Annotated in this window: 7 protein-coding genes and 1 pseudogene; 2 read left to right on the top strand and 6 right to left on the bottom strand. The window is 58.6% G+C overall.

Annotated features, from left to right (window positions below):
* The coding region (locus DWA01_RS23060; protein ID WP_235008421.1) for a type 1 glutamine amidotransferase family protein at positions 1 to 273 on the bottom strand (273 nt) is incomplete at its 3' end.
* 81 nt (positions 274 to 354) lie between these two features.
* Here DWA01_RS23060 and DWA01_RS04845 point away from each other — a divergent pair.
* The gene (locus DWA01_RS04845; protein WP_114284659.1) at positions 355 to 1248 is read left to right on the top strand and encodes a beta-keto acid cleavage family enzyme; all 894 of its coding nucleotides are present in this window, start codon (positions 355 to 357) and stop codon (positions 1246 to 1248) included.
* Positions 1249 to 1370: 122 nt separating this feature from the next.
* On the top strand, positions 1371 to 2855 hold the full coding sequence (locus tag DWA01_RS04840; RefSeq protein ID WP_114284657.1) for a carnitine 3-dehydrogenase: 1485 nt from the start codon (positions 1371 to 1373) through the stop codon (positions 2853 to 2855).
* A gap of 53 nt (positions 2856 to 2908) precedes the next feature.
* On the opposite strand, the gene DWA01_RS04835 is transcribed toward DWA01_RS04840, so the two are convergent.
* From DWA01_RS04835 to DWA01_RS04815, 5 genes and pseudogenes are all read right to left on the bottom strand, one after another.
* A complete protein-coding gene (locus tag DWA01_RS04835) occupies positions 2909 to 3400 on the bottom strand; it encodes an Lrp/AsnC family transcriptional regulator (RefSeq protein ID WP_114284655.1) in 492 nt (163 codons plus the stop codon).
* Between the two features lie 39 nt (positions 3401 to 3439).
* Positions 3440 to 4174, bottom strand: coding sequence for a haloacid dehalogenase type II (locus tag DWA01_RS04830; protein ID WP_114284654.1), 735 nt, complete (start codon positions 4172 to 4174; stop codon positions 3440 to 3442).
* Positions 4161 to 5549, bottom strand: coding sequence for an aminotransferase class III-fold pyridoxal phosphate-dependent enzyme (locus DWA01_RS04825; RefSeq protein WP_114284652.1), 1389 nt, complete (start codon positions 5547 to 5549; stop codon positions 4161 to 4163). The genes DWA01_RS04830 and DWA01_RS04825 overlap by 14 nt, the downstream gene beginning before the upstream one ends.
* A 320-nt stretch (positions 5550 to 5869) precedes the next feature.
* Positions 5870 to 6052: pseudogene (gene glnQ, locus DWA01_RS04820) on the bottom strand (glutamine ABC transporter ATP-binding protein GlnQ); the annotation flags it as partial.
* A gap of 280 nt (positions 6053 to 6332) precedes the next feature.
* The coding region (locus tag DWA01_RS04815; protein WP_160115960.1) for a DMT family transporter at positions 6333 to 6958 on the bottom strand (626 nt) is incomplete at its 5' end.

Here is a 6958-nt window from a genome sequence, read left to right as displayed (position 1 = left end):
GTCCGCCCCCGCATGGCGGCGCACCCCATAGCCGGCAATCACAAACAGAACATCGCACTCAGCCAGATCCGCCAGCGCCACATCCGGCGCAATGGCCAGCCCGGACGAGCTTTGCACCGGCGCCCCGTCCAGTGTCACCACCTGCCAGCGCAGCCCGTGGGACGGGGCCAGATCACTGGCTGCCCGCAACGGCTCCATCGCGCTGGCCAGAACCATATTGGAAAAGCCGTCAAACAGCAGGAAGGCGGTCTTGGTGAGGGAAGTTGGCGTCATACGCAAAATCTATGGCGAAATACGCAAAACTACAAACAGGTTTTGCCGCCACAGTAGGGGAAACCGAACAGGAGAATCTTCGTGAACTGGGATGTCTTTATCACCGCCGCCGTGACCGGATCCGGCGCCAGCCACTTGAAATCGGACAAAGTGCCGGTGACACCGCAACAGATCGCCGATGCCTGCGTTGAAAGCGCCCGTGCCGGCGCCGCCATTGCCCATTGCCATGTGCGCGACCCCGAAACCGGTGCGCCCTCGCGTGATCCGGCGCTGTATCGCGAAGTGGTCGCCCGGGTGCGCGACAGCGGTGTTGATGTGGTGCTGAACCTGACCGCGGGCATGGGGGGCGACATCGTGCTGGGCGACCCTGAAAACCCGCTGCCGCTCAATCCCGAGGGCACCGATATGGTCGGCGCCACGGAACGTCTCTGCCATGTGGAAGAACTTCTGCCGGAAATCTGCACACTCGATTGCGGCACCATGAACTTTGCTGAAGCCGATTACGTGATGACCAATACACCCGGCATGCTGCGCGCGATGGCCCGCCGTATTCAGGCCGCCGGCGTGCGCCCCGAGATCGAAGTGTTTGACACCGGCCATCTCTGGCTGGCCAAGACGCTGGTGGATGAGGGTCTGATTGACGATCCGGTGCTGGTACAGCTCTGCATGGGCATCCCTTATGGTGCCCCCAATGACCCCAACTCGCTGATGGCGATGATCAACAACATGCCCGCGGACTGGCATTATTCCATGTTCACCATCGGCCGCATGCAGCTGCCCTACGTGGCCCAGGCCGCGCTGGCCGGCGGCAATGTACGGGTCGGACTTGAAGACAATATCTGGCTGGAAAGAGGCGTTCTGGCCTCCAACGGCGATCTGGTCGAACGCTCCGCCACCCTCCTGAGCAATATGGGTGTGAACGTGATGACCCCGGCCCAGGTGCGCGAAAAGCTGAAATTGCAAAAGCGCTGGTAAGACCGGCAATCACGCGGCCCGTCTGAACCCTCAACGGGCCGCTCCCCCAAAGATATGCCAACCGGGCTGACACCTCAGTCACACCCGGCCCGGCGCAAAACCCTGCCCTGAATGAGGTCGATATGACGCATAACGTAACCACAGCAGCCGCCATTGGCGGCGGCGTCATCGGCGGCGGCTGGATCGCCCGCTTTCTGCTCAACGGCATCGATGTCAACGTCTATGACCCGCATCCCGAAGCCGAGCGCATCGTGGGTGAAGTGCTGGCCAACGCACAACGCGCCTATGGCAAGATGCTGCTGGCACCTCAGGGCAACACTGGCCGGCTCACCTTCTGCGCCACATTGGAAGAGGCGGTGCGCGATGCGGATTACATTCAGGAAAGCGTGCCGGAACGGCTTGATCTGAAACAGAAAGTCTACCGCGAACTCGCCCGGTTCTGCAAAGCGGACGCGCTGATCGGCTCCTCTACCTCCGGCTTTAAACCCTCTGAGCTGCAGGACGGGCTTGCCAACGCGGGCCAGGTCTTTGTCGCCCACCCGTTCAACCCGGTCTACCTGCTGCCCGTGGTCGAGATCGTGCCGACCGCGGTCAACTCTGAGCAAACTGTCGCCCGCGCCATGGCTTTCCTCTCTGAGATGGGCATGAAACCGCTGCGTGTGCGCAAAGAAATCGACGCCCATATCGCCGACCGCCTGCTGGAAGCAGTGTGGCGCGAAGGTCTGTGGCTGATCAAAGACGGCATCTGTTCCACCCAGGAGCTGGACGATTGCATCACCTACGGCTTTGGCCTCCGCTGGGCGCAGATGGGCCTGTTTGAAACCTACCGCGTTGCGGGCGGCGAAGCCGGCATGAAACATTTCATCAACCAGTTCGGCCCGGCGCTGAAATGGCCCTGGACCAAACTGATGGATGTGCCCGAGCTTACTGAGGAGTTGGTCGACACCATTTCCAGCCAGTCAGACGCCCAGTCCGGCCATCACAGCATCCGCGAACTGGAACGCATCCGCGATGACAACCTGGTCGGCATCCTGATGGCTCTGAAAGCCAACAACTGGGGCGCCGGCAAGGTCGTGGCCGAAATGGATCAACGCATGTATGAACGTGCCCGGGTTCAAAACGGTGCTGCTGAAGTCGACCTGAGAAAGGCGCTGACGCTGCACAAAGCGCGCGTCCTGGGCGACTGGGTCGACTACAACGGCCATATGACCGAGTTCCGCTATCTCCAGGTCTTTGGCGATGCCACCGACGCGTTTCTGGGTTTTATCGGCATGGATGACAGCTATCTTGCCACCGGCCATTCGGTCTACACGGTGGAAACCCATATCCGCCACCTTCTGGAAGTTTCCGCCGGCGAAGACCTTAGGGTGGAAACCCGCCTGCTGGGGCATGACGAAAAACGCATCCGCATTGTGCACGAAATCTGGGGCGGGCCTCAGGACGCCTGCCTCGCCACCGCCGAACAGATGCTGCTGCACGTAGATACAAAGGCTGGCCGCGCCTGCCCGACCGGTGCTGCGCTGGCGGACAAGCTGAGCACAATCGCCAGTCACCACGACGGTCTGGAAAAACCGGATTATGCCGGCGCGTCAGTGCGCGACATCTGAGAAAATGCTTTGGCCTGGCGATTTCATATTGCCAGGCCAGGCGTCAACAGCCCCTAACCGTCCGACAGGATATCGCTGATCGGGATTTCGCCATGAGCGATCACAGACTTGATCACGATATAGCTGAAATACTTGTCGACCCCGATATTGCGGTCCAGAATATTCTCCATGATTTCCTGATATTGCGGCACGCTCCTCGCCACGAACTTCAACAGGTAATCATACCCGCCGCTCACCAGGTGACACTCGGTCACATGGGGATTTTTGCGGATTTCGATCTCAAATTTCACAAAATCATTGCGCCGGTGGTCGGCAAGCGTGACCTCGGTGAAAACGATGACATGGTCCGACAGCTTGCGCAGGTTGATCAGCGCCCGGTAGCTTTCGATGTAACCGGCCTTTTCAAGCCGTTTCACCCGTTGCAGACAGGGGCTGGGTGACAGACCCACAGCCGCTGCCAGATCAACATTGCTCAACTTGCCGTTTCGCTGCAGCTGGGACAGGATATTAATATCGATCCGGTCCAGTTTTGGTAAACCGTTCATCCCCTGCCCCTTGCTCCTGCTTCTGGCCCTTTGCGCTGTTCAGCCCTCAAGCTCTGCCTGATGGGCCTTGGCCATTTCGATCATGCTGGTAAAGCGGAAATCGTATTTTGGCAATTCCCCCGGATGCATCGTGGCGCCAAAACCTTCTTTGTCATGGCGACGATAGATCCAGCAGTTCGCCAGACCATACCGGTTCGCCGGCGCATGATCGTGGAACATGCTTTCCGCCGTGTGCAGAATGTCGCCCTTCTCAATGCCAATCGATTTCAGCTTGTCGAGCATATAGTCAAAGTTGCGATCCGCCGGTTTGTACGATCCACAGTCCTCAGCGGTATAAATCGCATCAAACTCGACATCCAGACGGGCGTTTGACCCGGTAAAACTCTCGTTGTCCACATTGCTCAGGATCACCAGTTTAAAGTGCTGTTTCAGATACTTCAGCGCTTCAATTGAATCCGGGAACGCCGGCCAGTGTTTCACCGACTGCCCATAGTTCACCGCTTCCTGATGGGTAAAGCTGACGCCCCATTCTTCGGCCAGACGTTTGTAAACGATCGGCAGCAGATCATAGTAGCGCATCGCTGGTGTCTGTAGTTGCTGCGAGGATTCATGACGCGCATGCGCTTCCAGGATCTCGTCACGGCTCAACTCGCGGCCTGTCTCACTGCCCACCTTGTCGATCAGCGGTTTCAGACCGGCCACCATGCCACTTTCCCAGTCAATCAGGGTTCCGTAACAGTCAAACGTCAGGGCTTTGTAATCACTCAGTTTCATTGGTTTCACCTTTGATATCCAACACAGTGTCCAGGGATTTCCGCAGCCGGTCAATCAACAGATCCACTTCGGCCTCGGTTATACAGATAGGCGGCGCCAGTCCGATCACATCATCTGCAAAGGCCCGGAATATAACACCATTTTCATATCCGGCTTTTGCGAGACGTGCACTGACATTCATCTCTTTTGTCGGTTTGCTCCTGGTCACCTTGTCGGTCACCAGTTCAATACCTGCCAGCAGGCCCTGTGCCCGGATGTCACCCACAAGCGGGTGATCCGCCAGGCTCTGCAACCGCTCTTCAAAATAGGCGCCGACCCGTTTGGCGTTCTCAATCATACCGCCCTCAGTATAGAGTTTGAGCACCGCCAAAGCGACTGCAGCACTGACCGGATGGCCGGAATAGGTAAAGCCATGGCCAAAGGGCACGCCCTCGGGTGCTGCATCGGCGATCACGTCATAGAGTTTGTCTGAGACCAGCACCGCGCCCATCGGCGCATAGCCGGATGTCAGACCTTTGGCGACGGTCAGCAAATCAGGCTCCAGTCCCTCGTGCTCACAGGCAAACATTGGTCCGGTGCGGCCAAAGCCGGTAATGACCTCATCAACAATGAACAGAATGCCCAGATCGCGACAGGCCTGCTGCATCGCGCTTAAAAACCCTTTGGGGTAGACAATGACACCACCAGATCCCTGCACCGGCTCACAGATAAACGCGGCCACCTTATCGGCCCCGATCTCGGCGACCTTACCCTGCAGATCCTGCACCGAGGCGGCGATAATGGCGGCGTCATCGCCCGAAGCATGGCCGGCGGCATTGCGATAGGGATAGGGCGACGGAATATGATGCTGCCACTGCATCGGCAGATCGAACTTGTCGTGGAACACCGGAATGGCAGTCAGCCCAGCCCCGTTGGAGGAGGAGCCGTGATAGCCTTTTTCCAGCGCAATAAAATGCTTCTTCTCCGCCAGGCCGCGCGCATTGTTATAATAACGCACCATGCGGATCACAGTGTCGACGGCATCCGAGCCCCCAAGGGTGAAAAAGGCGCGGTTCAGATCCCCTGGTGCCAGTTCGGCCAGCTTTGTCGCCAGCTCAATCGCCGGCTCGCTGCCATAGTGAAAATAGCCCGTGGCATAAGGCAAACGCCGCATTTGTTCCGCTGCAGCTTCCACCACGCTTTCCTGGCCATAACCCGCGTTTACACACCAAAGCCCGGCAAACCCGTCAAGCAGTGTATGGCCCTCACTGTCAGTGATGAAACAGCCTTTGGCCGACTGCATGATCGTCACGCCCCGGGCCTCATGCGCCCGCATGGAAACCACCGGATGGATATAGTGGGCGCGGTCTTTTTCAACCAGTGAATTCGAAGTCATAGCTGGCGCTCCTGATAATTGAATTGCCTCATTCTAACCTGCGGGCGGCGGCGGTATCCGGTGATTTTCATGTGGTTTCAGCACAAAACATCGCACTGGCCCGATAGCGCAGCATTTAATGCTGCCGCAAGATTCGCGTTTCATTCCCACGGTCATGAGCCCCCAAAAACACGCCATCCCCATGGGAATAGTGGGTCCTGACCGGTGCAACTTTCCTGGGTGTCGCGAACCGCGCGGCGCGTTTATCCGCGCCTGCCATAACAATTCATGCAAATAGGGCAGCCAGATGGCCGCCCTTTACCCTTTCACAAAAACACGCCTCAGCGCACGTTGGACAGGAACTTCTGCAGATGTGCGCTTTTGGGCGAGGTCATCACCTCTTTCGCCGGCCCGACTTCTTCCATCACCCCCTGGTGGAAAAAGGCAACCCTGTCAGACACATCGCGGGCAAAGCTCATCTCATGGATGACCAGGATCATGGTCATGCCCTCAGACGCCAGCATTGTGCTGCTGGCCTGGGAACGTTCAAAGTTTCCGAGTCTTTTGATCATGTTTCTGATTGTCGCCGCCGGGCACAACGGTTCCGGCTTTATCTTGTTCCGCAACCAAATTGCGACGTTCTTCTTTTTCGACGTTCTGCTAGCCAAAAGTCAAAACGCCAACGGGACGCCGTCACGGGCATTGTGCGGACTATTGTTCGCTATTTATGAGCTCAGCCTGAGAATTAACCCGGGCCCGCACGCGCGTTTGGCCCCCCCGTCCATTGGGCGGGAATGTTGCGCATCAATCAGGTGTCTGATCCGGCCGACCTGGTGAACCCGGGCATGGTTGTACTGCCCTGACGGGCAACGCGGCGGTGCGGAGCCCGGTCACCAGACCTCCCGCCGCGATCAGCCCGGTCGAAACAAAGATCATCAGCGACAGCTCCGCATAACCAAACCCAACCATCAACGCTGAGGAAATGACCGGCGCGCCATAACCCAGCACCGATAGCAATGGCGCGTTGCCGGCCTTCATGCCTTTGTCCCACAGAAAAAACGCACCGCCCGCCGGCCCAACTGCCAGCAACAGGATGATGCCCCATTGCCCCGCATCCAGCGTCGGAAAGCCACTGCCGCCCGCCAGTTCAACACCGGCGCTCAAGACGGCCGAAACGCCACAGATCAGCGTCAGCGAAACGATTGCGTCCTGGCGGTCCAGCCGGCGCAAATTGGAATACAGCGCCCATAACATGGCGCCCGACAGGGCTAGGACATAGCCGAACAGTGCCTCCTGCCCGGCCCCCTGTGTCAGCCCGGGGCCGATCAGCAGCGCCACGCCTCCAAAACCCAGCCCGGCCCCGACCAGCCCCGCCCGGCCACTGCCCCGCTTACAGAACAGGTTGCCAAACCGGACCAGGAAACCGGGCC

The sequence above is a fragment of the Candidatus Halocynthiibacter alkanivorans genome, from assembly GCF_003333265.1.
Taxonomy (GTDB): domain Bacteria; phylum Pseudomonadota; class Alphaproteobacteria; order Rhodobacterales; family Rhodobacteraceae; genus Halocyntiibacter_A; species Halocyntiibacter_A alkanivorans.
Note: the sequence above shows the minus strand (reverse complement) of the source record. Positions and strands in the feature narration are given on the sequence as shown.